Origin of the sequence: Pseudoteredinibacter isoporae, from assembly GCF_011602085.1 — a bacterium.
Lineage (GTDB): Bacteria > Pseudomonadota > Gammaproteobacteria > Pseudomonadales > Cellvibrionaceae > Pseudoteredinibacter > Pseudoteredinibacter isoporae.
This window is the reverse complement of sequence record NZ_JAAONY010000001.1, coordinates 1,732,548-1,757,188: the sequence shown is the minus strand read 5'-3', so window position 1 is coordinate 1,757,188 and position 24,641 is coordinate 1,732,548. Positions and strand designations below refer to the sequence as shown.

General features: G+C 50.1%; 24 protein-coding genes. 13 read left to right on the top strand and 11 right to left on the bottom strand.

The features are described 5' to 3' along the window. Window positions 1-4: 4 nt before the first annotated feature. The gene (locus tag G8768_RS07600; RefSeq protein WP_166849015.1) at window positions 5-658 is read right to left on the bottom strand and encodes a hypothetical protein; all 654 of its coding nucleotides are present in this window, start codon (window positions 656-658) and stop codon (window positions 5-7) included. A 369-nt stretch (window positions 659-1,027) separates the two neighbouring features. On the opposite strand from G8768_RS07600, the gene yghU reads away from it, so the two are divergent. From yghU to G8768_RS07585, 3 genes are all read left to right on the top strand, one after another. Beyond that, window positions 1,028-1,870: a glutathione-dependent disulfide-bond oxidoreductase gene (gene yghU / locus G8768_RS07595; RefSeq protein WP_166849017.1), complete on the top strand. Its 843-nt coding sequence runs from the start codon at window positions 1,028-1,030 to the stop codon at window positions 1,868-1,870. A gap of 226 nt (window positions 1,871-2,096) precedes the next feature. Next, window positions 2,097-2,498: a MerC domain-containing protein gene (locus tag G8768_RS07590; protein ID WP_166849020.1), complete on the top strand. Its 402-nt coding sequence runs from the start codon at window positions 2,097-2,099 to the stop codon at window positions 2,496-2,498. Between the two features lie 45 nt (window positions 2,499-2,543). Further along, window positions 2,544-3,545, top strand: coding sequence for a CobW family GTP-binding protein (locus G8768_RS07585; protein ID WP_166849029.1), 1,002 nt, complete (start codon window positions 2,544-2,546; stop codon window positions 3,543-3,545). A 46-nt stretch (window positions 3,546-3,591) separates the two neighbouring features. Here the strand turns inward: G8768_RS07585 and G8768_RS07580 are convergent, their stop codons facing one another. From G8768_RS07580 to G8768_RS07550, 7 genes are all read right to left on the bottom strand, one after another. Then, window positions 3,592-5,142 carry a hypothetical protein gene (locus G8768_RS07580; RefSeq protein ID WP_166849035.1) on the bottom strand — a complete coding sequence of 517 codons (1,551 nt, stop codon included), beginning with the start codon at window positions 5,140-5,142 and terminating at the stop codon, window positions 3,592-3,594. 34 nt (window positions 5,143-5,176) lie between these two features. After that, a complete protein-coding gene (locus G8768_RS07575; protein WP_166849040.1) occupies window positions 5,177-5,887 on the bottom strand; it encodes a hypothetical protein in 711 nt (236 codons plus the stop codon). Window positions 5,888-6,014: 127 nt separating this feature from the next. Further along, window positions 6,015-7,286, bottom strand: a complete 1,272-nt coding sequence (locus G8768_RS07570; protein WP_166849044.1) for an ATP-binding protein — start codon at window positions 7,284-7,286, stop codon at window positions 6,015-6,017. Between the two features lie 137 nt (window positions 7,287-7,423). Next, window positions 7,424-8,188, bottom strand: a complete 765-nt coding sequence (locus G8768_RS07565) for a response regulator (RefSeq protein ID WP_243749372.1) — start codon at window positions 8,186-8,188, stop codon at window positions 7,424-7,426. 5 nt (window positions 8,189-8,193) lie between these two features. Beyond that, a complete protein-coding gene (gene gloA, locus G8768_RS07560) occupies window positions 8,194-8,604 on the bottom strand; it encodes a lactoylglutathione lyase (RefSeq protein ID WP_184679359.1) in 411 nt (136 codons plus the stop codon). A gap of 38 nt (window positions 8,605-8,642) precedes the next feature. Further along, window positions 8,643-9,128: a DUF2269 domain-containing protein gene (locus G8768_RS07555; protein ID WP_166849056.1), complete on the bottom strand. Its 486-nt coding sequence runs from the start codon at window positions 9,126-9,128 to the stop codon at window positions 8,643-8,645. Then, window positions 9,113-9,787 carry a hypothetical protein gene (locus G8768_RS07550; protein WP_166849060.1) on the bottom strand — a complete coding sequence of 225 codons (675 nt, stop codon included), beginning with the start codon at window positions 9,785-9,787 and terminating at the stop codon, window positions 9,113-9,115. Before G8768_RS07550 ends, G8768_RS07555 begins: the two co-directional genes overlap by 16 nt. 100 nt (window positions 9,788-9,887) lie before the next feature. On the opposite strand from G8768_RS07550, the gene G8768_RS07545 reads away from it, so the two are divergent. The 8 genes from G8768_RS07545 to G8768_RS07510 all read left to right on the top strand — a co-directional run bounded on the left by G8768_RS07545 (window position 9,888) and on the right by G8768_RS07510 (window position 17,879). Next, on the top strand, window positions 9,888-10,619 hold the full coding sequence (locus G8768_RS07545; RefSeq protein ID WP_166849065.1) for an SOS response-associated peptidase family protein: 732 nt from the start codon (window positions 9,888-9,890) through the stop codon (window positions 10,617-10,619). 118 nt (window positions 10,620-10,737) lie between these two features. Beyond that, entirely contained in the window at window positions 10,738-11,376 is a 639-nt protein-coding gene (locus tag G8768_RS07540) for a TetR/AcrR family transcriptional regulator (protein ID WP_166849068.1), read from the top strand. After that, on the top strand, window positions 11,373-12,149 hold the full coding sequence (locus G8768_RS07535; RefSeq protein ID WP_166849075.1) for an enoyl-CoA hydratase/isomerase family protein: 777 nt from the start codon (window positions 11,373-11,375) through the stop codon (window positions 12,147-12,149). Before G8768_RS07540 ends, G8768_RS07535 begins: the two co-directional genes overlap by 4 nt. A 41-nt stretch (window positions 12,150-12,190) precedes the next feature. After that, entirely contained in the window at window positions 12,191-13,042 is an 852-nt protein-coding gene (locus tag G8768_RS07530; RefSeq protein ID WP_166849080.1) for a haloalkane dehalogenase, read from the top strand. Between the two features lie 220 nt (window positions 13,043-13,262). Then, window positions 13,263-14,546, top strand: a complete 1,284-nt coding sequence (locus tag G8768_RS07525) for an NAD(P)/FAD-dependent oxidoreductase (RefSeq protein ID WP_166849083.1) — start codon at window positions 13,263-13,265, stop codon at window positions 14,544-14,546. A gap of 206 nt (window positions 14,547-14,752) precedes the next feature. Beyond that, on the top strand, window positions 14,753-15,373 hold the full coding sequence (locus G8768_RS07520) for a TetR/AcrR family transcriptional regulator (protein ID WP_166849086.1): 621 nt from the start codon (window positions 14,753-14,755) through the stop codon (window positions 15,371-15,373). Between the two features lie 32 nt (window positions 15,374-15,405). Further along, the gene (locus G8768_RS07515; RefSeq protein WP_166849089.1) at window positions 15,406-16,566 is read left to right on the top strand and encodes an aromatic ring-hydroxylating oxygenase subunit alpha; all 1,161 of its coding nucleotides are present in this window, start codon (window positions 15,406-15,408) and stop codon (window positions 16,564-16,566) included. 167 nt (window positions 16,567-16,733) lie between these two features. Next, window positions 16,734-17,879 carry an acyl-CoA dehydrogenase family protein gene (locus G8768_RS07510; protein ID WP_166849092.1) on the top strand — a complete coding sequence of 382 codons (1,146 nt, stop codon included), beginning with the start codon at window positions 16,734-16,736 and terminating at the stop codon, window positions 17,877-17,879. Window positions 17,880-18,108: 229 nt separating this feature from the next. Here the strand turns inward: G8768_RS07510 and G8768_RS07505 are convergent, their stop codons facing one another. After that, on the bottom strand, window positions 18,109-19,617 hold the full coding sequence (locus G8768_RS07505; RefSeq protein ID WP_341800986.1) for a PQQ-dependent sugar dehydrogenase: 1,509 nt from the start codon (window positions 19,615-19,617) through the stop codon (window positions 18,109-18,111). A gap of 119 nt (window positions 19,618-19,736) precedes the next feature. Here G8768_RS07505 and G8768_RS21275 point away from each other — a divergent pair, with 119 nt between their 5' ends. Then, entirely contained in the window at window positions 19,737-20,609 is an 873-nt protein-coding gene (locus tag G8768_RS21275; protein ID WP_166849095.1) for a LuxR C-terminal-related transcriptional regulator, read from the top strand. 140 nt (window positions 20,610-20,749) lie between these two features. Next, the gene (locus G8768_RS07495; protein ID WP_166849098.1) at window positions 20,750-22,147 is read left to right on the top strand and encodes an aminotransferase; all 1,398 of its coding nucleotides are present in this window, start codon (window positions 20,750-20,752) and stop codon (window positions 22,145-22,147) included. 77 nt (window positions 22,148-22,224) lie between these two features. On the opposite strand, the gene G8768_RS07490 is transcribed toward G8768_RS07495, so the two are convergent. Then, the gene (locus G8768_RS07490; RefSeq protein WP_166849101.1) at window positions 22,225-22,920 is read right to left on the bottom strand and encodes a hypothetical protein; all 696 of its coding nucleotides are present in this window, start codon (window positions 22,918-22,920) and stop codon (window positions 22,225-22,227) included. Window positions 22,921-22,979: 59 nt separating this feature from the next. Next, window positions 22,980-24,608, bottom strand: coding sequence for an alkaline phosphatase (locus G8768_RS07485; RefSeq protein ID WP_208020089.1), 1,629 nt, complete (start codon window positions 24,606-24,608; stop codon window positions 22,980-22,982). Window positions 24,609-24,641 lie beyond the last annotated feature (33 nt).

Sequence of the window (24,641 nt, the reverse complement as noted above, 5' to 3'; positions counted from 1 at the left end):
GGAATCAATGCTTCAACCGAGCGAATCGCTTGCGCAATAAAGCCAACATAACAAACGCCGTGAGAAGAAGGGACCACCCTGTAGTGGTCGGTATCGATTGAGCAACAGGCGCGGAAGCTGAGTTCCATGAAAGACAATACAAGGCCTGGGAATTGCCACAGCTATTGGTACTGCGATTCAAATATCGATCGTCAGTGAGCAGCTGATTCCCCGTGGTACCCAAGCCGGCAGCTGAGGTTCCTCCAGTACAGTTGTTGATATCAAGCGAGCCATCCGCTGCACTGAATGTCCAGGGCGAAGGACTGCCGCCCGAGCCAGCAACCGGATTATCAAGGTTAACCGTTGCTGTGTTTAACAGTCCGCTGAAGTTACTGCTGATGGTCAGGGTATCGTCGCGATTCCTGATCTCTTCACTACCAGGAACAGCATAATTACCCACCATATCCCGAATTTCATCGCTGCCACTCAGGCTGATAAAAGCACGCACGTTCGACAAACCAACAGGCTTGTTCACATCGGCATCACAAAATGCATCGGCGGCGACACGCCCGCCCATATTGCCACTGATGGTTGCGCTCGTGTTCCAAAGACGGACATCCGCCAGAACCGGATGGGTCGAAGCCAGAAAAAGAATGGCAATCGTGGTAAGTACACGCATAACAGGCGCCCTAAGATGATGAATTGATTTTTATAATCATTCCTCGCTTGAAGCACCACTCCATTTGAACATCCGGACCTTGGTAAAATCCAAAATTCAATACGTAGTTATATAGTTAACGAAATGGTGAATCGCAAATGCGGCTTAAACTTCATCGATAGAACATTTGGAATTCGTTCTATGGTTATTAATTTAAGTTATGTTCGAAAACCTTGAAAACACTCCCTTGCGGCCATAACTCTGATGACAGGAAGGGTGTTGAAACGATGCAGCAGGGTAAATATAGACCAGGCGCGTCTTTTCCAGCACTAGGCACATACAACCATTGTGACTAGTATACTGACAACTCTCAGAATCAGAGGCCGAATTATGAGTGAGAACAACAGCTACACCCCGCCAGCCGTATGGACTTGGGACGAAGGCAGCGGCGGCAGATTTGCCAGCATCAACCGACCGATTGCCGGCCCTACCCATGAAAAAGAACTGCCTGTTGGCGAGCACCCCTTTCAACTCTATTCCCTGGCCACCCCAAATGGTGTGAAGGTAACGGTGATGCTCGAAGAGCTGTTGGCTCTGGGTCATAGCGGCGCTGAATACGATGCCTGGATCACCGACATTATGGAAGGTGATCAGTTTGGCAGTGGCTTTGTCTCGGTAAACCCGAATTCAAAAATTCCGGCTTTGCATGATCGAAGCGGTCCGGAACCTATTCGGGTTTTTGAATCCGGTGCGATCTTGATGCACTTGGCTGAAAAATTTGGCGAGTTCCTACCGAAAGACCCCGCCACCCGCGCGGAATGTTTTTCCTGGCTGTTCTGGCAAATGGGCAGTGCTCCGTATCTGGGCGGTGGCTTCGGGCATTTTTATGCCTACGCGCCCGAAAAGATGGAATACCCCATCAACCGCTTTACGATGGAAGTCAAACGTCAGCTGGATGTCCTGAACCGCAATCTGGAAGAGCATCGCTTTTTATGTGGTGATGATTACACCGTTGCCGATATTGCCAATTATCCCTGGTATGGAGCATTGGTACAGGGCAAATTGTACGAAGCGGCTGAATTTCTGGACGTAGAATCCTATACCCACGTCAGACGCTGGGCCGATGAGATTGCCGAGCGCCCTGCGGTAAAACGTGGTCGCCGGGTAAATCGCGTATGGGGCGATGAGAATTCCCAATTGCGCGAAAGACACAACGCCAGCGATCTGGATTAAGCACCTCTGAAACATCCCGGAATCCACAACGAAGCATGCCCTCGCTGCGGATTCTGGATGCCTTGGAACAACGCCCTTCTACTGAACTGAAGATTCCCAGACATCAAGCCGACAGGCAAACAGTCTTTAACTTACATTTGTTATGTTATAACATTGCCACCCCTAAATGATATTGATTCACATCTTGGCCAAGCAGGCCGGATTTTCAGACTCCAGGATTCACAGCATGAATATTTCCAGCGGCTTGGGTGACAAACTGGCCATCAGCCTATCGGCCCTCTGTGCCATTCACTGCCTGGCCGCGCCGGTTTTACTGGTTCTGCTGCCCTCGCTGGCTGGCCTCGCACTGTTGGATGAAGAGTTTCACCGCTGGCTGATTTTTGCAGTTATTCCCTGCAGTATCTTGAGTCTGGGCCTGGGCTGCCGACAACATCGTAAGCTCTCGGTGTTGTTCTATGGCGCCGTCGGCATTTTTTTGATGCTGACCCTATTAGTATTGGGCCACGAATATTTGGGGGAAACGCTGGAACGAGTCTTGAGCCTGATAGCTTCACTTCTCATTGCCGCTGCCCACTGGCAAAATTACCGCCTTTGCCAAAAACGCGAGAGCGATTGCCACTGTCATTAACGGCCTTTGCCAGACGCGTACACTCGATTTAACCATGGGGGCTTTATGGCCATTCGCTCGGTACCTTGCAATATCATCACTGGCTTTCTCGGCGTCGGCAAAACCAGCACCATTTTACATTTATTGAAACACAAGCCTGCCGACGAACGCTGGGCAGTGTTAGTCAATGAATTTGGTGAAGTCGGTATCGATGGCAGCTTGCTCAATTCCAGCAAGCAGGAACAGGAGCAGGTTTTCATACGCGAGGTTCCCGGTGGCTGCATGTGTTGTGCGGCCGGCCTACCCATGCACATCGCCTTGAATCAGCTGTTGCAACGAGCTAAACCCGATCGCCTCCTAATCGAACCCAGCGGCCTCGGCCACCCGCGAGAAGTCATGCAGGTTTTGCATTCCGAGCACTATCAAGACGTTCTGGATATCCAGCAATGCTTAACCTTGGTCGATGCTCGCAAACTCAATGACGAACGTTATACCGAACACGATATCTTTCTGCAGCAGATTGATATCGCTGATGTCATTGTGGCCAATAAAGAAGATTTATGTCGCCCTGAACACAAGCAACTACTGGAAGACTTTTTGCCTCAGCGCGGCCAACAGGATTGCAAAGTCCTGTGGACCGTCAACGGCGAAATCCCCCCAAGCTTATTAACTGGCCACAGCCAATTTAAGAACCGGGACTGGGAAAGCCTGTCGCTTCCTGAAGCGGACAGCGACCGCGTAAAAGGTTTTGATGATACCCCGCTTCCCGAATCCGGATTCCTCAGCCGCAGCAATCAATCAGACGATTTCTCCACCATTGGCTGGCGCTTCGAGCCCAACACAGTGTTCAACCATTCGAAGCTCTATCGCTGGGCGAGCGACCTCATCGTCGAACGCATGAAAGCGGTTTGCATCACCGAAGATGGGGTGTGGGGTTTTAACAAAACTCCGGATGGTTTACAGGAGCTGGAACTGGACGATTGCATGGAAAGCCGATTCGAAATCATCGCCAACAGTATCGACCCGAACTGGGAAGCGCAATTAATGGACTGTCGCCTGCCCTCCTAGCGTGAAACACGCGCCGCCTGCTCCACAGGCAGCGCATGCTTACATACTAAGGCTGACAGCTATTACCCGCCAGATTACTCAATCGGGCCATAGGTAAACTGCCGTTGCCAAAACTGGAACTCTCCCAACGCAAGGTCGCCAGATTACAATCGTTTGGATCGGCATCCAGAAACAGCTTGCCCCATTGCACACGCTGAACTTTCGAAGCATCAAATGCCGGCGGAAAGAAACCTCCGTTCACACTGATCGCATCAGTTGCAATGCTTTGCCCATCAACCGTCCCGGTACCAACAATCCAATAAGGTGCACCCGACTGATCGAAGGTATACCAATAGATAATAGCTCGACCGTCGTTCAATACTTCAACCGATAAGCCGTGACCAGACTGCTGAGGGTTATACCAGGAAGCACTCATCTGAGCGCCGACAACGGGATAAAACAGCGGATGATTTTTCAAAACGGTGGCTTGTTGAGCACTCATATGGAATGGCATAAATGCTTCAACACCGCTGTAAAACATGTAGTTATCTGCACCCCCGTCACGCCCACATTCGAAATCGTCTACCGCCTTATCACCAGCACGCCCCGCCATTCCCAGATTCGAACGGCCATCAAAGCGTGCCAAAGCGCATTCCAGAGTATCGCTGAAGCTGTCGTGCTGTTGACCAGACTCTTCGGTAGTGTGAGGGATCGCCATCAAGTGAGACATTTCATGCACCAGATTTGCCGCATGCGCGGCAACGTTCGTGCTGTAAGCACGTTCAGACATTAACACGCAACTGTTGCGATAGCTGGGGTGCATGACCGTTGCCGGTAAACCGGGTGACACACCGGCAATGCCCTGCACTTCGCTCGACGAGATAGTCTCCACCAAACCGATATTCAACGCCCGTCCGCCACCAAACTGCTGGCTGAGGCGTTGACAAAGAGCAGGGATATTTTCTTCTTGAATGGCTGAAAACTGTGTACGCACCTCTTCATTCGCTTCAACAATACTGAAGCTACCCACCCTCATTTGGTGCGGATTTAACAACCGATTCACCTCATTAAGCAAATTGCTTTTAAAGGCAGCACTCATACTGCGATTGCGAGTACTGGCGGTACGGTCGAGGACCATAATATTAATATCCACGGCCTGGGCGGTATCCACATGCTGCTTGAAAACCGCTCGTAAATCCCGAATTGCTCCAGTGCCAGCATTGGAGATAACCTGCACTTCATACACACCGGGTTTGAGCTGACTGTCCGCATGGGGATTGGCGGGCAAAAGCAAAGCAAAATCCCCCACGTTCGACAAAGCGTCTTTACTGACGTTTCCGCTAACCGAAACGTTATCACCATTGATGGCGGCGGAGTAAATGACTTTACCTGTCGGGTCTTTAATCTGCTGAACCAGTATTTCGGTGTCTGCGGCATCGCTGCGTCCTGAGAGATACAACGAACGATCCCCGGCAAACACTTCCACATCAAATTCCTGTCCAAAGCTCACATTATTGAATTCAACAATGCGCAAGTCACTCATCTGATCGGTGGCTTGTCCTAAGGACGACAACAACAATAAACTGCATAGAAACGCAGCTCGTATCCTGGTTTTCATTTCCAATATTCCTGTATTCAAAAACGTAAGGGAGTTAGTCATCGCTGAGCACCTCTTCACGATATTGTTCGAGGTCTGCGAACACCGGCGCTTCAAAGCTGGGCTTTTTAACAGGCGAGGTTAATACCGGGTAGCGTTGGATTTCTGCATCCGTCATCCAATGGATATCATCGGCCCTGGCTGCTCGAAGGGTGTACCAATAGAACTCATCACTGCCCACCATGCTTTGATAGAAAACTCGATACGGCGCATGTTCCTCGGCATTTTGGGGGTAATCCAGTGCTTCTTTAAAACCATCACTCCAGGAATGAACACCGAGCATGGCACCCTCTTCCATTTTCCGTTCAACGCCGGACATAAATAAATCAACGGCACCAGACGCGATGACACTGTTATGCAGTAAATAGGTGTTCAACCCTTTTTCACGGACAAAGTGGCACATCTGCAAATTCACTTCGTCATCAATACTCCCCGGCATCACTGTTAAAACCAAGGTATCAAGCTGAGGGTTATCATTCAGCACCTGCTTTACATGTTCAAAGCTTTTTCCATTGATGATGCCTTTCAGGTACAGGCGGTTGCCATCTACTTTGGTTTCCGTAAGTTGCTGACTGTTCATTCTCAGCAACATCAATTGCTCGCAGCCCGTAAGGGTAAAAAGGCTGAATAGCAAAGAAGCGCTGAGCAGACATTTCACCCAGCGAGAATAAAACAGTCCCGTGGTTAAGGAATTGGCAAGATTCATAGCATTAAAACTCCATACTCAAGAGTTTTTAGTATCTCGCCAATAAGCAGGGAGTTTAAGACAGCCTTGGTATCGCTTTGTCAGGCTTTGTATGGATTAAGATTTCCAGTGTACAGAAGGATACAAATCAAGCGATGGCCACCGTAAAACGTGCGCCACCCAAGGGGGAGTCAGAAACCGTCAGGCGGCCCTGATGCAGCTGTACAATTTGCTGGGCAATGGACAAACCCAGACCATGGCCTCCCTCATCACGGGTGCGTGACGCATCCAATCTCAAAAAGGGCTGAAAAATATCTTCACGCTTGTCAGCGGGAATACCGGGACCATCATCATCAACATGAATTTGTAAGCCTTCATCCATAATACTCAATGTGACATTGACTTGGGTTTCGGCATAGCGCAATGCATTGCGTAACAGATTTTGCAACGCTCGCTGGAATAAATGGGCATCAAAGCGGCATTTATGCAAAGGCGCAGCATGGGAAAAACGAATTGGTTTATGAGATTCGAGCTGCACGTGTTCAATTAATTCGAACAGCCAATTCACCATGTCTTGCGGCTTACGTTCAATGCGCAAGTCAGCACTTTCCATTCTGGCGTATTGCAAAAGCTCCTCAAGCAGATCGCTCAATTCTTGAAGATCTTCTTCAATGCCTTTGATGTAGCCCTGCCGTTTAGTTTCGTCCTGACTTTCCGCCAACATATCCAATTGGCATTGCAGGCGAAATATGGGGGAGCGAAGCTCGTGCGCAACGGCATTGCTCAACTGCTTCTGGCTGCTGAGTAGTTTTTCAATGCGCTGGGCCATGACATTAAAAGTTTCATTCAGGCTGCCAACCTCGGCATGGCTCGCCATGGACGCTCGCACGGACAAATCGCCCTCAGCAAACGCCCTTGCGGTCTGATCCAACGCCGTTAAACGTCGTCCAAATCGGTACAACCAAAAGGCCAAGACCAAACCCAAAGCACCAAAAATAGCGAGAATGGTCATATTTTCAAAAAAATACAGCTGATCCAATAAGGGATTATCTTCACGGTATTGCAGACGATAAATCTGGGCATCACCCGGCAGCACAAAGTAGCACAACGCCTCATCGGAATTTAACACCAGCAAACCCTGTTCCAATACCTGGCGTCGCTCTTCCTCATAAAGCTCATCTTCTTCTGCCGGGAGCAGCTCGGCCCCCATATCCTCAGCCAACGTCTGCATACGCAGCATACGCCGTTCTGCCTGATCGGTCGTTTCAAGAACCAGCGTACGATAGCTCGCCATTTGCTGCTGAAAAAGCTCATCCTGAGCATCTCCGAACAGATTGAGCAATAGGGCCTGCATCAATACCAGAGCCAACACAATACTGACGATCAAACCGCAATAGAGCTTTATAAACTGGCTTTTCACAAGATCAACTCACCTTTAATGTTAAGCGCGATGAATGATAGACACGATGAATGATAAGTACGAAGGGTGAAAGATACGATGATTCTTTCACAGATAAGATCGAGAAGCCCGTGAGCTTTTGTATGGGTTTGTATTGATCACCATTGATCCGAAACAAAGAGGTAACCTTTGCCTCGAACCGTGGTAATCCCGGCCGCATCCGATTGCCCCGCCGCCAGTTTTTTACGCAGACTGGCCACGCGATTATCAACCGTTCGATCAAGGCCGTCGTATTCAATGCCCCGTACTGCCAGGGTGAGCGCTTCACGGCTGAATACTTCATCCGGTTTTGAACTCAGTATCCACAGTAATTCAAATTCCCCCGGCGTCAACTCAATGGTCTGACCATTTAACTGGCAACGCTGCAACGGCAAGTGCAATTCCAAACCATCGAAACGACGTTCCTTTTCCGGCTCGGTCTGTGATGGACTCACAGTCGTAGCGTAAGACTCTTGAGTGGAGTTTGATGGTGCCCCAACCACCTTGGCACTTGGCCGCCTTAACAACATACGAATACGCGCCAGCAGCACACGGGGCTGTAGAGGCTTACAAACATAATCATCCACCCCCAACTCCAGTGCGGCTACCTGATCCATATCGTCATCGTTGGCGGTCAGCATCAAGATCTTACCGGGATATTGACTGCGTACCTGACGGCAAATGCTCAAGCCATCCAGATTCGGCAACATTAAATCCAGCAATACCAGCTCTGGCATGAGGCTGAGAATTTTTTCGGGTGCCTCGGCACCGTCTTCTACGCACGACACATGAAAACCTTGCCCGCTCAGATACTCACTCAATATGGCTGCCAATTTCCGATCGTCTTCCACCAGCAGAATGGATGCCTGCGCCATCTGGGACATAACGGTTAACCCAAACCCTGACTCATCGCTTTCCGCTGAATCAGTTCGATGGCATAACCGTCCGGGTCACGCACAAACGCAATTTCCGTCGTGCCTCCCTTGACTGGCCCCGGCTCCCGAACCACTTCACCACCCGCATCACGAATAGCATCACAGGTGCTGTAAATATCTTCAAAGCCAATCGCCAAATGACCAAAGCCACTGCCCAGATCATAACGGTCGGTATCCCAGTTGTAGGTCAGCTCCACAACCGCCTGCCCACTCGATTCTTCACCATAGCCAACAAAAGCCAGGGTGTAGCGGTAATCCTTGTTCTCGGATTTTCGCAATAACTTCATACCCAGAACGCGGGTGTAAAAATCGATGCTTCGGTCCAGGTCGCCCACTCGAATCATCGTGTGTAAAAGTTGAGGCATAATCACTCCGTACGGTTTTTTATTTCAATCTTTTCTTGTTAAAACAGCGCTTGTTTGCCCACCGCTAGATACATAATGCTCAGGGTAAGTATAGGGATAACAAACACCGCGAAGTTGGTAAACGGGCCATGGTAAAAGTTCTGCATCGCCCGCTGCCAGGGCTTAAGGGTTTCGCCCTCATATTGCCGTTGATGGATATGCGGCAACAGAACATTCGCCAGAATAATATCCAATAGTTCTATGGGCAGTAAGACAGCAAATACCAGAATCAACTTCTGTTGCAACCACGGTGCGGACCACAATGAATACTCACTGGCCATCCAAAGGCCACTGCCCAGCAAAAATGCGAGCGCGATATGTTCTAAAGCAATCAAACGATAAAACAATCGGTACTGCTCGAACAAACGGGTTTCGTCCTGGCAAGAAGCCCTGGCCTGCCGCAACATCAACCAGGCGCCCAGTGGCGGCCCCAACCACATGATCAGGGCACCGATATGCAGCAATTTGATTAAGGTGTATTCCATCGGGCGCGCATCGAATCCGGGGCAAACCGCAAATAGGCCAGGATCAACATCCAACTGGTGCTCAGTACCATGCTGCTGGCCGTAAACAATTCTGCCGCTTTCATATCACCCACAGCAATAGAAGCCGATAGCGATAAACCCAGTATCCAGGACGTCAGCCCCCAGAAAAACACCCAGAGCGGCAATATTCTCTGGCGCCAGGCAATCAGAGTGAGTCCCAATCCGCCCAAATTGTATAAACCATTGCCGAGAAATCCCGTTAGATGACTGGCGATCAGTTCCAGGCTCTGCACCATATCAAGACTGAGTCCCTGCAGGATGATCTTGGGAATAATAAAGGCGTATATCACCTCCGCAATGAGATCAGGGCCAATGCCCATCGCCACAATCGTCAGGGATATTCGAGTGCCCAGGGAGGCTTTTAGTTCAGAAGCGAGAATAGAGCAGAAAACAAACAGGCCCAGTGCCGAGGCCATCCAGACCATCCAGGAGGCCGCCCACAGGGTTTGATTCGCGGCGATAAACTCAACCCGCTCCAGCAAACTGGTATCGACCGGCAACCCCGGGCGCATAGGGCCGTTCATTAAAATACAGGCCAGTGTAATGATGGCCACGATGATATGCAGGCTGAAAAACTTCAGTGTTCGAGAATCAGGCATTATTGAATCCAAAGCCGCCGAACAGGCACGCTTCTTCCTTGCGACAAATGTCACTCAACTTTACCATAAGCCGCTGAAAACGAGCCAACCGGAAAGCTGTATGTGCGGTCGATTTAATGTCAGTGATTCCCCTGCCGTAAAGCAAATGCTGTTACGCCTGGGCATCGATACCCATAACTGGCCCATTCGCATCAGCGATTATCATCGTGCTTGCAGTACCATCAGCATCGTCTGTCGCCTGAAAGAGGATACCGGGCTGGACAATGTCGGTGAATGCACGGTGCTGGAAGATGCCATCTGGTGGCTTCTGCTGGATTACAAAGACGGACAATACAAGCCTTCGCGCTTTACCTCTTTCAACAGCCGTTACGACAAATTGAATGTTCAGGGCTCAGCAGCCTACCTGCCGTACCGGCAAAGTCGTTGCATCATTCCCGCCAGTGGTTTTGGGGAGACCGAGCACGAACTCATCAATGGCAAGAAGAAACCTGTTCGTTATACCAATTTCAGCAGTGAGCTGCCTCTTGCCCTGGGCGGCCTGTACCGTCAGTGGCAACACCCGGACACCGGGCACATTCTCAACAGCTGCAGCATTATCACCCTGCCACCCCACCCCAAGTTGCAGCCCTATCAGAGCAATGCCTCCCCCTTGATACTGCCATTAGAAGGCGATTGGCTGGAGCAGTGGCTGGACCCGCAGGTTCAGGACGTTGAGCGTTTTAATCCGCTACTGGAACCTTGTCTCAGACAGGATTTGAGCGCTCAGATGATCAATAAACCCGGTGAACGCCAGGCCATTGCCGATCCGATTCTGCTGGAAGCCGATGCCTAGCCAGCACAATTGCTGTCACTCCTGAACCAAAATTCCGTCAAAGATAACAAGCCTCTTTTCATGTGATCAGCTTTTTGTCATAGTTCTGGACCAATCAGTTCAGAATAGAAAGCAAACCATGGCAAGACCCCTGAGTTTTGATCGAACCGCCAGCCTTGAGGCCGCGATGATTCTTTTCTGGCAGCGCGGCTACCAGGCCTGCGCCCTGCCCGACCTGTTGGCGACAATGAACATCAGCCGAAGCAGCCTGTATGCCAGTTTCGGTGACAAGCGCCAACTGTTTATCGAGTGTTTGGATTTATTTTTTCAACGCACCTTCAATCCACTATGCACTCCCCCATCTCCAGCGAAAATATCGGAAGAGTTTGCCGGCAACAACATCAACCACAGCCTGAACTCGATCGAACATTTTTTTCGCTACACCCTATTGCAAGTCCCCAAACAGAGACGGGAGTGTGGTTGCCTGTTGGTGAATACGGTTCTGGAAATGGCGGACCAGGACAGCGAGCTCAGTGCATTCGCTGCGGAAAAACTATCCCATGTTGAACAGTATTTTATCGAATGCTTTGCCCAGGCGAAGTCCGAAAACGCCATCAATAATGACGCCAGCGCTGAAGAACTGGGGCAACTCTGCATGACCTTAAATCAAGGTTTACGCGTGGCCTGTCGCCAGGGCCGCAGTCAAGAAGAACTGGAAAGCATTCTGCACAATAGCCTGCGCATGCTGGGCATCCAAAGCACAAGGGAGCAACCATGAATTTTGAACATCTCTCGTTGACCATTGAAAACAACGTGGCCTATTTGCAACTTACACGTCGCGCACTGCATCTGGATATGGCGGAAGAATTGCTGCATGCCGCCATTCACTGCCAGCACAATAATGACGTTCGGGCGGTATTCATTTTTAGCGAAGATAGCTTGTTTAATGCGGGCGGAGACCTGGCCTTTTTCGCCGCCCAGGAAAACCTCGGCGCCGCATTAAGCGAAATGACCACCTATCTTCATGGTGCCCTATCTGTCTTCAACAACATGTCAGCCCCCGTCATCGCTTATGTTGATGGCACTGCTGCCGGTGCGGGTTTCAGTCTGTGCCTCGCGACCGATTTACTGATCGCCAGTGAAAATGCGAGTTTTGTGATGGCCTACACCGCCGCGGGTTTATCACCCGATGGCAGCTCCACTTATTTTTTGCCGCGTATTGTCGGTGAACGCCGAAGCAAGGAACTGATGTTCAGCAACCGAAAGCTCAGTGCCACAGAAGCGCTGGACTGGGGTATCGTCAATCAACTGCACAGCAGTGAAGACGGATTTGAACAAGCCAAATCTCTGGCCAAAAACCTTGCCAAAGGACCGACGCAAGCTTTTGCCAGTGTGAAGTTCCTGGTCAAAAGCTCCAGCACCGAAAGCCTGGACACCCAAATGCAACTGGAAACCCAGCACATCGCCGCCAATGCCCAGGGCAAAGACGGGCAAGCCGGCATCCAGGCGTTTTTAAATAAACAGCAACCCCGCTTTAGTGGCGAACAGTAAAACCGCCAGACAAAAATAGAACGAAAAACGGAACGAGCAATATGAACAAGCAATTTATCGACGTGCAGGGTAAACGAATCGCCTACATCGACGAAGGCCTGGGTGACCCAATTGTGTTTCTCCATGGCAATCCGACCTCGTCCTATCTCTGGCGGGATGTGATGCCCCAACTCGCAGGCATGGGACGCTTGATAGCGCCGGACCTTATTGGCCAGGGCGATTCCGACAAACTGTCCAGTGATGAGCCCTACGGTTTCAACAGCGCTTACCAGTATCTCAGTGGATTTATGTCAGCACTGGGCCTGGATAAAAACGTCACATTAGTGATTCACGACTGGGGCAGTGCCCTGGGTTTTCATTGGGCTTTTCAGAACCAGGAAGCCATAAAAGGCATCGCTTATATGGAAGGGATTGTAAAAGCCGTAAGCTGGGAAGACTGGCCCGACGACGCCCGTGGCATTTTCAAAGGTTTTCGCTCTGAAAAAGGGGAAGACCTGATTCTGGAACGCAATATGTTTATTGAAGGCGTGCTGCCCAGCTCGGTGATTCGCACACTCAGTGAAGACGAGCACAATGAATATCGCCGTCCGTTTTTGAATAAAGAAGATCGTCGCCCCATGCTCGACTGGCCCCGGGATATTCCCATTGATGGTGAACCAGCGCATATGGTGGAACTGGTCAGCAATTACGCGGCCTGGATGGCCAAAAATCATTTACCCAAGTTATTTGTCAATGCCGAACCGGGTTCGATTCTGGTGGGCAAGCAACGGGAATTTTGTCGAAGCTGGCCCAATCAGGACGAAGTGACGGTCAAAGGCCTGCACTTTATTCAGGAAGATTCCGGTCCAGAGATTGGCGACGCCATCGCCAACTGGCTCAACAGCATCGGATAGAAATCACTGCCTGGAAAGAACCCCTCAAAGGCTCTCCGGCCAGGTACGTTTGCGGCTATGGTGGCAGGTATTCACCATAGCTGACTCAGGCTGACAATTGCCCCACTCGACTGCACCATTTGGGTTATATACCGGCATGATACGCTCTGGTTATGCTGCGGCTCATAGTTCACATAAATCGCCCAATAATCATCCTTAAAGAGAGTCTAAAAGTGATAGCATGAGCCGCTGCCATTCCTACTATTCCGCCAGCATTAACGAAGAATCCAACTATCCCACCCTGCAAGACGATCAACACTGCGATGTCGCCATTATCGGCGGCGGTTTTACCGGTGTCGCCACTGCCCTTGAACTCGCCGAAAAAGGTTTCTCCGTGGTTTTATTGGAAGCCGAAAAAATCGGCTGGGGCGCTACCGGACGCAATGGCGGGCAAGTAACTGGCAGTCTTTCCGGCGATCAGGCCATGTTAAAACAACTCCGCAAACACGCCGGTGTCGATGCCGAGGACTTCGTTTGGAAATTGCGTTGGCGCGGCCATGACATCATCAAAAACCGAGTCGAAAAATACAATATCGATTGCGATTTGAAATTCGGTCATCTGCAAACCGCCTACAAGCCCAGCCACATGACAGGCCTGCAAAGTTTCTACGATGAAGCGATCGCACACGGCATGGGCGATGACGTTCAGATGATTTCTGCCGCAGAGATTCCCGAATATCTCGACAGCCCAATCTATCATGGTGGTTTGCTGAATCGTAAAAACATGCACCTCCACCCTCTCAATCTGTGTCTTGGCGAAGCCAAAGCGGCGAGCAACCTGGGCGTTCGCATTTATGAAAACAGCCCGGTGCTGTCCATGGATGAAGGTGACAAAGTTGTTTTGAAAAGTAAGATCGGCAAGGTCTTTGCCGATCGCGTTATGATCGCAGGCAATGCTTATCATAAACTCGGACGCTCCAAGTTAGGCGGCATGCTCTTCCCGGCTTCCCTCGGTAATATGGCGACCGTACCGCTGGGTGATGAATTGGCCAAGACCATCAACCCCCATGATCTGGCCGTATACGATTGCCGCTTTGTGTTGGACTACTATCGCCTTACCGCTGACAAGCGCCTGATGTTTGGAGGCGGCACCAATTATTCCGGCAAGGACTCCACCAGTGTTTCCGCTGAATTGCGCCCCGCTCTGGAGCGCACCTTCCCCAAACTCAAGGGAATAGACATTGAATTTGAATGGACCGGAATGGCCGGCATTGTGATCAATCGAATTCCCCAACTCGGAAAAATCAGTGATCGCGTGTATTACTGCCAGGGTTACTCCGGCCACGGGCTGGCTTGCTCCCATATCATGGCTGAGATTATGGCCAAAGCCATTGCCGGTCATATGGAAGAATTTGATACTTTCGCTGCCTTCAAGCACCTGCGCGTCCCCATTAATGACTGGCTCGGCAACCAGGCTCTGGTGCTGGGTATGTGGTATTACCAGCTTCTGGAAAAGCTGCGCTAGCGCCCTTCCAGGCCCGCTTGCATCGGGCCTGGGAGCCCTCTCAACGCCCCCTCATCAACCCGTTTCCGATTAAAATTCACACAATAAGGATTGATGGCTGTGATTTTTTATTTTATATTCCTCCCTACCAACCGGTAGGCAGATGCATAAATGAGTACATATCAAAGCGCAGAAGTACCGCATTCAGGGGAAAAGCGAGGCGAATAATGAGCAAACTTCACTCGGTATCTTCACCAAATGGAGATACCAAAAGCCGAATCCTGGCAGCGGCCCAGAAAGCGTTTTCAGAAACCGGCTTTTACGGCACCAGCATTAACAGTATTGCCGAAGCGGTGAACATTAAGAAACCTTCCTTGCTGCACCATTTTTCCAGCAAAGAAAAACTCTACGGTGCGGTACTGGAGCAGGTTTCCAATCGCCTGATGACCGATCTGGAACACACCATGGCCAGCACTCAAGATGAGAAACAGCAGCTGCTCAATGTCATGGATGGTTTTTATCGCTGGAGTAAGGAGCACCCGGATGAAGCCATTTTATTGTTACGGGAAATGCTGGATAACCCTCAACGGGCCGCCTCGGCGCACAATTGGTATCTCGCCCCCTGGCTGGAGCAATTGGTCGAGCTGATTCGCCAGGGTCAACGCAGCGGGCTCTTCACCAATGTAGAACCCATGGCGTTTCTGTACAACATCATTGGTGCGCAACATTACTTTGTGGTGTCACTGCCAACCCTGAAACAAATTTTAAGCGCAGGTGATTTTAAAGCGCTGTTAAAACAACAACGCGAAGAGCTGCTTAGCCTGGTTAAATTGAGGCTCTTTCAATAACACATAAAATCGTCAATCTATGGAAGCCTGATATGAAACATCAACAGCAAGTCGAGCTGCTGCAACAGTGTTTAAGTTATATTGACAGCAAAAGTACTCAACACGATGAAGCAGAGTATTTATCGCCGGTTTACAAATACCACGATGATGAGTACTTTCAAAAAGAACAGGAAGCTGTCTTCAAAAAGCTGCCCAATATGGTGGCCCATGTCAGTGAAATCGAAATGGGCAATGGCTTTATTACTCGGGATTTGTACGGCACCAGCGTTATCATCGCACGCCAGAACGACGGTGCCGATGACAGCAGTTTTAAAGCGATGATTAATGTCTGCAAACATCGCGGCGCTCGTCTGGAAGATGCCCAAAGCGGCTGTAAAAATCGCTTCACATGCCCTTATCATGGCTGGATGTTCAACAATAAAGGGGAGCTGAAGGGTGTCCCCCATCAAAATGGTTTTCCGGGCTTGATCAAAAGCGACAATGGCTTAAGTGAGCTTTCCCTGTGGGTACGTAACGGTTTTATTTTTGTGTTACCCACGATGGGTATTGAGTTTGATTTCGATCATTTCTGGGAACCTCTGCAAAACGATCTGGACGATTACCAGATCGAAAATATGATCACCTATCGCCCCGTGACCAAAACCTGGAACAGCAACTGGAAAATTGTATCCGGCGGTGGTCTTGAGTCTTACCACTTCCAGGTAACTCATGCGAAAACCATTGCGCCCTATTTCTTCAGTAACACTTCGCATATTGAGGCCTTTGCCCCGCATTTTCGTTTAATTCTGCCACGCCAATCCATCAATTCTCTGCGCGAGCAACCTCAAAATGAGTGGGAAATTCGTGACCATACCCACATCGTGTATCAGCTGTTTCCTAATGTGGCCCTGCTGGTGCAGGAAGATCACATCGCTATGTTTATCATGAAACCGATCAGCGCCAGTCAGGTGGAAATTACGTTTCAGATGTTGATTCCCAAGGACGAATTTGAGAAGCGAGAACAAGCGCACTGGGATCGCAATCATCAGATTACGGAAATGACTCTGGATGAAGATTTTGAAATGGGCGAGTCGATTCAATCGGGCATTTTATCCGGTGCCAACAGCCATCTGCGTTTTGGTTTGTTTGAAGGCGGCCTGGCCAAGCTGGAGCAATACATTGACCAGGCCATTGCCGGCGAGCCTTTGAACTAATCCGTCGTCGCCTCCATCTCTACAAAACCTCCAGGCCAGCGCTTCACAGGCCTGCTTGTCATTTTGAGCGAAATAAACACTAAAAGAGTCACCTTATACTATTGGACTACCTTGGGCTTCTTGCCATCATCCACGCTTTAGCAATGGTTTGATGATGAGGCCCGGATATGTCCCACAATGTTGATGACTCGGAGTTGAGTTTGTTTCGCGAGATGGCAGTACGCTGTCTGGAGCAAGAAGTTTCCCCACACTATGAAGCCTGGGAAGAAGCCCACGCCACCCCCAAGGAGATTTGGCAAACTCTGGGCGCGGCGGGTCTTTTAGGGCCGGACCTGCCAGAGGAATACGGTGCTGCCGAAGCATCGTTCCGTGTTGCCCAGATGATCACCTATGAAATGTCCCGTATGGGATTTGGTGGCCTGGGCAGTGGCTACAACATCCATTCCAATATTGTTATGCCCTATATTCTGAACATCGGTACGGAAGAGCAAAAACAACAGTGGTTGCCGAAGATGGTCAGTGGTGAGGTTCTGGGTGCAATCGCGATGACGGAACCAGGCGCAGGCAGCGATCTGGCCGGCATGAGCACCAGTGCCGTGCGTGATGGTGATGATTGGATTCTGAATGGCTCCAAGGTCTTTATCACCAATGGCATTTATGCGGATCTGGTAATTGTTTGTGCAAAGACAGATCCGAGTGCGGGCGCGAAAGGCATTTCTTTGTTTCTGGTGGACACCTCCTTGCCAGGTTTTAATCGCGGCAAGTCAATCAAGAAAATCGGTCAGCACTCCAATGATACTGCTGAGCTGTTCTTTGAAAATATGCGCGTACCCGCCAATGCTCTTTTGGGCGAGGAAGGTCGCGGTTTTATTTATTTGATGGAAGAGCTACCCCGCGAGCGTTTGGGTGTTGCCAGTCAGGCAGTGGGTGCTGCGGACGGTGCGATTGCTTTGGCGGTAGATTACACAAAAGATCGCAAGGCCTTTGGCCAGTCGATCAGTCAGTTCCAGAATACGCGCTTCAAGATGGCGGAATGCCAAACTCAGGTTGAGACGGTACGTGCTTTGCTTGAGAAAAATATGGACAAATATGAGCGTGGCGAGATGAGCGTGGAAGACGCTGCTATTCTGAAGTTAAGTTCTACCGAAATGCAGCTGGATGTTGTGGATCAGTGCTTGCAGATGTTTGGTGGCTACGGTTATACGGCGGAGTACCCGATCTCCCGTTTTTATGCGGATGCGCGCATTCAGACGATTTATGCCGGCACTTCGGAGATTATGAAGGAAGTAATTTCCCGGAGTTTGTTTAAGTAATCGAAACGTGCGTATTGCGTCTTAAATATTGACTCTAACTCCGGGACCGAGCCTTGTAATCAGGTTGGGTTCTGGGGAACGCATGAATACATCCCTGTAGCTCTTCTCCGCCATCCCTGGCTCCAAAGCCCCCAGCCCCCAACCTGATTACAAGACTCTGCAGCATCCAACACCTGCGTTCTGTGCAGACAACCAAATTAATTTTCACCTGCGTTGTTAAATAGTAAACTTACTCCGCTGTCAACAAATAAACCGCTAACGCCCGTCTTTGAGCTTCATCAAAAGGATAGGTCGGCATCGGTGCATTTGGGTGCAAGAAATAATCACTCAATGAATCCAAGGTGTAGCGCGCCGTTAAGTTATCCAGGCTTTTTCCGCCCTGGGTACCTTTGCCCTGCAAAAGATGGCAGGTTGCACAAGGATATTCCTGATAAAGAGATTCGCCCATCATCAGGGCAACGCGCATTTCTTCAGTGTTCAGTTGCTCAAAGCTTTTGTCGGTGACGGCTTCGCTGTTTAAATCCACCAAGGTGTTTTGGGATTCTCCGTAACACACACGATAAATGGAACCGGCGTAGTCATCGGACACATAAATACAACCATCCGGACCTTCGGCAATATCAACCGGACGACCAATAATATCTTCGTCTTTTTCAAAACCACTCAGGAAATCTTCGCTGCGCAATGTTCCGTCTTCCTGCCAGTGTACGGCAATCACTTTATAGCCGTCGGCTTTACTGCGGTTCCAGGACCCGTGTAAAGCGACCAGGGCGGTTTTTGTGTACGCCTCAGGCACACGGGCATTGCGGATAAATCGAATACCTAACGGAGCATTGTGAGCCGGAAATCCGAAGACGGGCGAGGTAGAGATATCCTGGCGATCTTCCTGGCCAGCACCAAAATCCGGATCGAGGTCACCGAAACCATTGATGTACGGCCAACCGTAGAATTGGCCTTCTTCGATTTTATTCAACTCGCACACCGGGTAGTCATCGCCCAACAGGTCGCGACCGTTATCAGTGGCGTAAAGCTCATTGTCCCAAGGAGCGATATCCAGGCCAACACTATTGCGTAAGCCGGCAGCATACACTTCACCATTTTTGCCATCGACATCAAAACGCATAATTGTGGCGCGACGCTTGTCGGCTTCTTCGCACACGTTACAGGTAGAGCCAATACTCAAAAACAAATGGCCATTGTGCAAGCGAATGGATTTACTGCGGTGGTTGCCATCATCAGGCAGGTTCGGAATGATAATTTCATACTCACCCGCAAACTGGCCTTTCTCATGATCGTAAAGCACACGGCCGACGGCGTTGGATTCGGCGATGTATAAATAGTCTTCGTAAAATTCGAGATCATTGGGTGCTTTCAGGCCTTCCATCAGGATCTCTTTACCATCGTGGCGGCCATCGCCGTCTTTATCAGCCTTCAGTCGAACCAGTTGCCCATCGCGCGACAGCACACCCAACAAATCTCCGTTGCGGCTGAATTCGATAAAGCGCAATTTGGTCAGTCCTTCGGCGTAGCGCCCCACAGAAAACCCTTCCGGAACTTTTAAGCGCTGGGCAATCAGGCTTTGCTGGGGCGCCTCTACGCTGTATACACCCAGAACATTAAGAATGGCTTTAACACTGCCCAAAGAAAGCGGACCAAACTGCAGGAGTGCGGCAACGGCTATTGCCAGAACGATAATAAGCAGCAACAGCCACTTAAACAGCTTCAGGATAAAGGCCACGGTAAGAATCCTTTTATTATTTTGCGGGGACTTGTCCTTGGCAGACTACCACAATTTGCATATATTGAGGCCTAAGTGTTTAAAATGTTGCTTTGCGCGCAAGCTCAGGGGTTTAAGCTGTGCATGAACTACGCGCACCTTCGCTGTATGAGAAAGAAACCATGCTTGAAGCCTTGATACCGGCCATGGCCCGGGTCACTGAAAACCTTGGCCAGGACTGTTTTGCCGATAGCATGATGCAGCTGTTTGAGCATATTTGCCCCGTGCAAAGCTTGGCCGCTTTTGCCTTTCTGGAACAGGAACGCCCACAATTGCTGCTGGATATCTATGAACAGGGCATCATGGGCAAGCAGGCCAGCATGAGCCGTTATATGAGCGGTGCCTATCTCTTAGACCCCTATTTTCAAGCCTGCCAGGAACAACGTCCCACAGGTATGTATCGCCTGACCGAACTGGCCGCCGATGATTTCGAGCAGAGCGAATATTTTCGGCAGTATTTTCAATACGCAAACTTTGCCGATGAAATCGGCTACCTGCTGCGCATTGAACAGGGTTATATTCACCTTTCCCTGTGCCGCACCTCCGCCTTTGACGAGGCCACACGAACCACCTTGAATACTCTGTGCCCTTGGGTTCTGGCGGTCATGTCCCAGCACTGGAAGGAAATCCGCCAACCGAGCCGAGCCACCGAAAGCGACAATATGCACCAGCGTCTGCAGCAGGCTTTCACTCAATTCGGACAATCGTTTTTAACCCAGCGCGAAGCCGAGATCGCCCGTCTGTTGCTACAGGGCCATTCCACCAAATCCATGGCTGAACGGCTGAGCATTTCCATGGAAACCGTAAAGGTTCACAAGCGTAATCTCTACAGTAAGCTGGACATCAACTCCCAGTCCGAGCTTTTCTCCCTGTTTTTGAACTCTCTCAGCACTCTTGGGCCTCAGGATATGGGCGACCCGCTGTTGGCCTATCATCAGCGTCCTGGCAACTAAAACCCCCTATAATTGCGTTCAGAAATCGCTCTCGCCTACCCCGCTTGGGTCACCCTACCCTATAGGGGTATGTGCAGTTAGGGAGCTTTTGCTTAGCCTAGCAACCTATTCACCATAATAGTTATTAGATTGAGAACACTATGAGCCAGCAAGCGCAATACGACAGCCAAGCCATTAACCAAATGGATAAAGATCATCACCTGCACCCCTGGCAGATCTTTGATGTATTCCGTGAGGAAGGCGCCCTGGCCATTGCCCGTGGTGAGGGTTGTTATATCTACGATACTGATGGTAAACGCTACTTTGATTCGGTTGGCGGTTTGTGGTGCAACAATATCGGCTTGGGTCGCAAGGAAATGGCAGAAGCCATTGCCGCACAGGCCTATGAAATGTCGTACGCCAGCCCTTTTGTGGACCTTACCAATGTGCCAGCTGCCAAGCTGGCTGCGAAACTGGCGGAGCTGGCACCCGGCCCTCTGAATCATGTGTTTTTTACCTGCGGAGGTTCAACAGCAGTCGATACAGCCTTCCGCATGATTCACTATTATCAGAACTGTCGTGGCAAGCACGAGAAAAAACACATTATCTCGCGCATGAATTCCTATCACGGTTCAACTTACGCCGCTATGTCCATAGGCGGCAAACCGGGCGACCATCCACCTGAGTTCGAATACATCAGCGATACCATTCACCACCTGTCCTACCCCAACTACTACCGTTGTGCAGCCGATGGTCAGAGTGAAACGGAATTTGTCGATGCGTTGGTCAAAGAATTTGAAGATAAAATTGCAGAACTCGGTGCCGACAAAGTCGCAGCGTTTTTTGCCGAGCCAATTATGGGCGCTGGCGGTGTTATCGTTGCGCCGGAAGGCTACCTGAAGCGCATGTACGAGGTTTGTAAACAGAACGATATTTTGTTTGTGGCCGATGAAGTGGTTACCGCCTTTGGTCGCCTTGGCCACTGGTTTGCTTCAGAAAGCGAGTTTGGTATTGTGCCCGATATGATTACCTCGGCAAAAGGTTTAACCTCCGGCTACCAGCCTTTGGGTGCCCTGCTGTTTTCGGATGAAATCTGGGATGTACTGAACGAAGAAGATTCCGGTCGCTGCTTTGCTCACGGCTTCACCTACTCTGGCCATCCGGTTGCTTGTGCTGCCGCATTAAAGAATATTGAAATTCTGGAGAAAGAAAAGCTTCTGGAAAATGTAATGGAAGTGGGCCCGTATTTCGAGCAGCAACTCAAAACCCTTGAAGACCTGCCCATTGTTGGTCAAGTGCGCGGACGTAAGTTTATGGTCTGTGTTGAGTACGTGGCCAACAAAGAGACCAAAGCTCTATTCCCGGAAGAACAGGATATCGGCAAGCGCGTGTCCAATCACGCCGATGAGTTAGGCCTGATTACCCGCGCCATCGTGCATCTGAACGTAATGTCGCCGCCATTAACCATGAGCAAGGCCGATGTTGATTTTGTGGTGAGTACTCTGCGCAAAAGTATTGAACTCACCATTGAAGATCTCAAACAAGAAGGCTTGTTGTAACAACCGTTTCTTTTTGTAGTAAACACTGCAGTACAGTTCGTTGAAAGTCCTTTTATGCCCCTAACGGGGCATATTTTTTAGTGCTTGTGCCCAACACCCGCTTCGTCCATCATTTGATGAGCGATCTGATGGGACTCATTGTCGCCCAAATCTGAGAAATCCATATCGTCATAATCTTCACTCTCAGGCCAGGACCAGGGAGACACATTCAATTCGTGGTGTTCTACCAGCCGATGGCGCAAAGTGCGATCTTTTTTACGCTCTTCAAATTCCAGAGGAATCTGCAAACTCGGTAGCCAGACAAATCGAATCGCCGTATTGCCAACACGGCCTTCGTACTCTTCTGTCACCAGTCCTTTATAGTGTGCTCGGCTTTTCTTCTTAAATTTTTGCAACCATTCTTTTTTAAGTAAGGTGTTCTTCTGCCACCAAACGGGCTTCATTTCCAGACTCTTAAAATCAGAGGTCTGATAGAGAATTTTGAAGCGATGTTTATGGGAGATATCCTGATACGTCAGGCTTCCGCTGCGGCTCAAAATCCAACGGTTTCCGCGCTGAGAGTGTTGGTTCAGCACTTCTACCAAGCCTGGCTTGCGCCACAAGGTCCAACTGCCTACCGATCGGCTCTCTGAGCCCTGAATTTCTTCAGTTTTGAAACGCGCGCTCAAATCCAAAAAAGAAGATTCCGCAAAAACGCCCGAACTCAGCAGAAGCACCCCGAAAAACGGCAATACTTTGGCCGACAGGTTTTTTAAATATTTAACCGTATTCATAAATCCTAAAACCAACAAAACATGCCGAGCTTGAAGCAAGCCCGGTATTGGATGGCAAATTAGCGAGACCAACCTTTGCTGTTCGCGCGTTTTTCCAGGCGAGCTGCGCTGTTCATCACATGATAAATCGCATTCTGCTCAAGCAAACCATTGATCAGATTGGAACCTGGACCACTCGCGTAAATGGCAACATCTTCAGCAGCGTGGGTTTCCGAAGAACGCGGCACCAGCGTCTCAGGGTGGAAACCCTGATCTTCAGTGTCCACATCACTCAGATCCACACGACCTTCCATATTCACGGGTAAGCCGTAAATGGTGTCACCACCGGTTTCGAGGAAGTTAAAGCCACGACCATTGGTATAGCCCACCGTGGTATAAGGCAAGCCATCAGAAGCCAGGCTCAGTTCATCTTTCTTTTCACCAGCGCTGTCGTTACCCACCACTTTACCCAAGATCGGATTGCCGCGAGTTGGGTAGCCCGCCAGGGTAAACACATGACTGTGATCCGCGGTCACAATAATCAAGGTATCTTCCGGATCGGTCGACTCGTACGCCACTTTTACCGCATTGGCGAACTCGATAGCGTCCGTTAATGCGCGCATTGGGTTGGTTGCGTGGTGACCGTGGTCAATGCGCCCGGATTCCACATGCAGGAAAAAGCCTTCTGGATTGTTGTCCAAAACATCAATCGCTGTTTTGGTCATTTCGCTCAAAGAAGGCTCTCCGCCTTTGTCGTCTTTGCGATCGAACTCGTATTCCATATGAGACATTTCAAACAGGCCGAGCAGGTGATCGGTCGTTTCAGTATTCACCTCATCAAAGCCACTCTTGTCCCAAACGTATTTGGCAGAGCTGTATTTTTGAGTCCATTCAGCGGTCAGGTCACGGCCATCAGTACGCTCACCTTTGCCACCATCTTCCGGGTCCGCACCGTCTTCGCGCTTCAGGAAAGAGCGGCGACCACCACCCATGGCAACTTCCAGGCCATCCACCTGCGGAAATGCACTGAAACGCTGGGGGAAATCGATCAACTGGCTCGCGATATCCTTGCAACTGCCAGCGTTGCTGAACTTGGACGCATCACGGTTATCTTCAAAGTTGCGATCCATAGAGTGCGCATAGGTTGCCGCTGGCGTCGCGTGAGTAATACGCGCGGTTGAAACAACACCCGTCGACATACCCACGATTTCAGCAAGCTCAAGCGCCGTTACCACTTCATTGCCAGGAACGCTGGCGCAATCCCCACGCACCACTTCCTGATTCACTCCGATAATACCGGCCTTGGTTTTCAAACCAGACATCATGGCGGTCATGGTACCCGCTGAATCCGGTGTTTGCTGGTTGGTGTTATAGGTTTTTGATAAGGCCAGGTTCGGGAACGTTTCGAAGAACAGGCGATTTTCTTCACCGGTTTCACCGTTCAGCTGACCGGCCAGAATACGTGCGGCCGTTACGGTGGAAACTCCCATACCATCACCGACAAACAAGATAACGTTTTTAGCACGGGCACGGCTGTTACGCAGGGCTTCACGGGCAATAACACCATTGCGAGCAACCTGCTCCTGGCCTTGTTCGAGCCACTGTGCAGCGTTTGTTGGGTTCTTAATACTGCTGTCAGTTGCCAGGGTAATTGAGCTCGCGCCCAACAGAGGCAGTATCCACGCTAATTGTTTTTTGCGAAGAATCATTTTTCTCTCCATTTAAAAATTTGGGGTATCGCC

What these genes read in the sequence shown, in the direction of transcription:
- G8768_RS07520 (WP_166849086.1), top strand. Translation starts at nt 14,753, where the DNA reads ATGAGCAAACTTCACTCGGTATCTTCACCAAATGGAGATACCAAAAGC.
- G8768_RS07600 (WP_166849015.1), bottom strand. Translation starts at nt 658, where the DNA reads ATGCGTGTACTTACCACGATTGCCATTCTTTTTCTGGCTTCGACCCAT.
- G8768_RS07535 (WP_166849075.1), top strand. Translation starts at nt 11,373, where the DNA reads ATGAATTTTGAACATCTCTCGTTGACCATTGAAAACAACGTGGCCTAT.
- G8768_RS07490 (WP_166849101.1), bottom strand. Translation starts at nt 22,920, where the DNA reads ATGAATACGGTTAAATATTTAAAAAACCTGTCGGCCAAAGTATTGCCG.
- G8768_RS07585 (WP_166849029.1), top strand. Translation starts at nt 2,544, where the DNA reads ATGGCCATTCGCTCGGTACCTTGCAATATCATCACTGGCTTTCTCGGC.
- G8768_RS07590 (WP_166849020.1), top strand. Translation starts at nt 2,097, where the DNA reads ATGAATATTTCCAGCGGCTTGGGTGACAAACTGGCCATCAGCCTATCG.
- G8768_RS07550 (WP_166849060.1), bottom strand. Translation starts at nt 9,787, where the DNA reads ATGCCTGATTCTCGAACACTGAAGTTTTTCAGCCTGCATATCATCGTG.
- yghU (WP_166849017.1), top strand. Translation starts at nt 1,028, where the DNA reads ATGAGTGAGAACAACAGCTACACCCCGCCAGCCGTATGGACTTGGGAC.
- G8768_RS07530 (WP_166849080.1), top strand. Translation starts at nt 12,191, where the DNA reads ATGAACAAGCAATTTATCGACGTGCAGGGTAAACGAATCGCCTACATC.
- G8768_RS07510 (WP_166849092.1), top strand. Translation starts at nt 16,734, where the DNA reads ATGTCCCACAATGTTGATGACTCGGAGTTGAGTTTGTTTCGCGAGATG.
- G8768_RS07580 (WP_166849035.1), bottom strand. Translation starts at nt 5,142, where the DNA reads ATGAAAACCAGGATACGAGCTGCGTTTCTATGCAGTTTATTGTTGTTG.
- gloA (WP_184679359.1), bottom strand. Translation starts at nt 8,604, where the DNA reads ATGCCTCAACTTTTACACACGATGATTCGAGTGGGCGACCTGGACCGA.
- G8768_RS07575 (WP_166849040.1), bottom strand. Translation starts at nt 5,887, where the DNA reads ATGAATCTTGCCAATTCCTTAACCACGGGACTGTTTTATTCTCGCTGG.
- G8768_RS07555 (WP_166849056.1), bottom strand. Translation starts at nt 9,128, where the DNA reads ATGGAATACACCTTAATCAAATTGCTGCATATCGGTGCCCTGATCATG.
- G8768_RS07485 (WP_208020089.1), bottom strand. Translation starts at nt 24,608, where the DNA reads ATGATTCTTCGCAAAAAACAATTAGCGTGGATACTGCCTCTGTTGGGC.
- G8768_RS07515 (WP_166849089.1), top strand. Translation starts at nt 15,406, where the DNA reads ATGAAACATCAACAGCAAGTCGAGCTGCTGCAACAGTGTTTAAGTTAT.
- G8768_RS07540 (WP_166849068.1), top strand. Translation starts at nt 10,738, where the DNA reads ATGGCAAGACCCCTGAGTTTTGATCGAACCGCCAGCCTTGAGGCCGCG.
- G8768_RS07545 (WP_166849065.1), top strand. Translation starts at nt 9,888, where the DNA reads ATGTGCGGTCGATTTAATGTCAGTGATTCCCCTGCCGTAAAGCAAATG.
- G8768_RS07565 (WP_243749372.1), bottom strand. Translation starts at nt 8,188, where the DNA reads ATGTCCCAGATGGCGCAGGCATCCATTCTGCTGGTGGAAGACGATCGG.
- G8768_RS07525 (WP_166849083.1), top strand. Translation starts at nt 13,263, where the DNA reads ATGAGCCGCTGCCATTCCTACTATTCCGCCAGCATTAACGAAGAATCC.
- G8768_RS07495 (WP_166849098.1), top strand. Translation starts at nt 20,750, where the DNA reads ATGAGCCAGCAAGCGCAATACGACAGCCAAGCCATTAACCAAATGGAT.